Annotated in this window: 2 rRNA genes; both read right to left on the bottom strand. The window is 57.0% G+C overall.

Annotation, left to right across the window (positions count from 1 at the left end):
• Position 1: 1 nt before the first annotated feature.
• Positions 2 to 118 (bottom strand): 5S ribosomal RNA (gene rrf / locus ACZ6AQ_RS28795).
• Between the two features lie 101 nt (positions 119 to 219).
• Positions 220 to 2,588: ribosomal RNA gene (locus tag ACZ6AQ_RS28790) — 23S ribosomal RNA — on the bottom strand; the annotation flags it as partial.

The raw sequence follows: 2,588 nt of genomic DNA, 5'->3' as shown, positions 1-2,588 counted from the left end.
TGTTCGGCGGTGTCCTACTCTCCCACAGGGTCCCCCCTGCAGTACCATCGGCGCTGAAAGGCTTAGCTTCCGGGTTCGGAATGTAACCGGGCGTTTCCCTAACGCTATGACCACCGAAACTCTATGAAACTGTGAACACCGCACGCACCGGACCACCGGTTTCCCGGGGTTCGGGGTGTGTTCGTGGTTTCAGAACCAACACAGTGGACGCGAGCAACTGAGGACAAGCCCTCGGCCTATTAGTACCGGTCAGCTCCACCCCTTACAGGGCTTCCACATCCGGCCTATCAACCCAGTCGTCTACTGGGAGCCTTACCCCATCAAGTGGGTGGGAATACTCATCTCGAAGCAGGCTTCCCGCTTAGATGCTTTCAGCGGTTATCCCTCCCGAACGTAGCCAACCAGCCATGCCCTTGGCAGGACAACTGGCACACCAGAGGTTCGTCCGTCCCGGTCCTCTCGTACTAGGGACAGCCCTTCTCAATATTCCTGCGCGCGCAGCGGATAGGGACCGAACTGTCTCACGACGTTCTAAACCCAGCTCGCGTACCGCTTTAATGGGCGAACAGCCCAACCCTTGGGACCGACTCCAGCCCCAGGATGCGACGAGCCGACATCGAGGTGCCAAACCATCCCGTCGATATGGACTCTTGGGGAAGATCAGCCTGTTATCCCCGGGGTACCTTTTATCCGTTGAGCGACGGCGCTTCCACAAGCCACCGCCGGATCACTAGTCCCGACTTTCGTCCCTGCTCGACCCGTCGGTCTCACAGTCAAGCTCCCTTGTGCACTTACACTCAACACCTGATTGCCAACCAGGCTGAGGGAACCTTTGGGCGCCTCCGTTACCCTTTGGGAGGCAACCGCCCCAGTTAAACTACCCATCAGACACTGTCCCTGATCCGGATCACGGACCGAGGTTAGACATCCAGCACGACCAGAGTGGTATTTCAACGGCGACTCCACCATGACTGGCGTCACGGCTTCACAGTCTCCCACCTATCCTACACAAGCCGAACCGAACACCAATATCAAACTGTAGTAAAGGTCCCGGGGTCTTTCCGTCCTGCTGCGCGAAACGAGCATCTTTACTCGTAGTGCAATTTCACCGGGCCTATGGTTGAGACAGTCGAGAAGTCGTTACGCCATTCGTGCAGGTCGGAACTTACCCGACAAGGAATTTCGCTACCTTAGGATGGTTATAGTTACCACCGCCGTTTACTGGCGCTTAAGTTCTCAGCTTCGCAACCCCGAAAGGTCACTAACCGGTCCCCTTAACGTTCCAGCACCGGGCAGGCGTCAGTCCGTATACATCGCCTTACGGCTTCGCACGGACCTGTGTTTTTAGTAAACAGTCGCTTCTCGCTGGTCTCTGCGGCCACCCCCAGCTCGGGGAGCAAGTCCCTTCACCGGTGATGGCCCCCCTTCTCCCGAAGTTACGGGGGCATTTTGCCGAGTTCCTTAACCATAGTTCACCCGAACGCCTCGGTATTCTCTACCTGACCACCTGAGTCGGTTTAGGGTACGGGCCGCCATGAAACTCGCTAGAGGCTTTTCTCGACAGCATAGGATCATCCACTTCACCACAATCGGCTCGGCATCAGGTCTCAGACTATGTGTGTGACGGATTTGCCTATCACACGTCCTACACCCTTACCCCGGGACAACCACCGCCCGGGCTGGACTACCTTCCTGCGTCACCCCATCGCTTACCTACTACCACCTTGGTTCGCCGGCTCCACCACTTTCCATTCCCCGAAGGGTCCGGAACGGCTTCACGGGCTTAGCATCAATGGGCTCGGTATTGGGCGTTTCAAAGCGGGTACCGGAATATCAACCGGTTGTCCATCGACTACGCCTGTCGGCCTCGCCTTAGGTCCCGACTTACCCTGGGCAGATCAGCTTGACCCAGGAACCCTTAGTCAATCGGCGCACACGTTTCTCACGTGTGTATCGCTACTCATGCCTGCATTCTCACTCGTGAACCGTCCACAACTCGCTTCCGCGGCTGCTTCACCCGGCACACGACGCTCCCCTACCCATCACAGCCTCCGTTGGGAGTATGTGCTGCAATGACACGACTTCGGCGGTACGCTTGAGCCCCGCTACATTGTCGGCGCGGAATCACTTGACCAGTGAGCTATTACGCACTCTTTCAAGGGTGGCTGCTTCTAAGCCAACCTCCTGGTTGTCTCTGCGACTCCACATCCTTTCCCACTTAGCGTACGCTTAGGGGCCTTAGTCGATGCTCTGGGCTGTTTCCCTCTCGACCATGGAGCTTATCCCCCACAGTCTCACTGCCGTGCTCTCACTTACCGGCATTCGGAGTTTGGCTAAGGTCAGTAACCCGGTAGGGCCCATCGCCTATCCAGTGCTCTACCTCCGGCAAGAAACACACGACGCTGCACCTAAATGCATTTCGGGGAGAACCAGCTATCACGGAGTTTGATTGGCCTTTCACCCCTAACCACAGGTCATCCCCCAGGTTTTCAACCCTGGTGGGTTCGGTCCTCCACGAAGTCTTACCTCCGCTTCAACCTGCCCATGGCTAGATCACTCCGCTTCGGGTCTTGAGCGTGCTACTGAAA

Source organism: Streptomyces sp. NPDC041191, from assembly GCF_055591945.1.
This window is presented reverse-complemented; position numbering and strand designations above follow the sequence as displayed.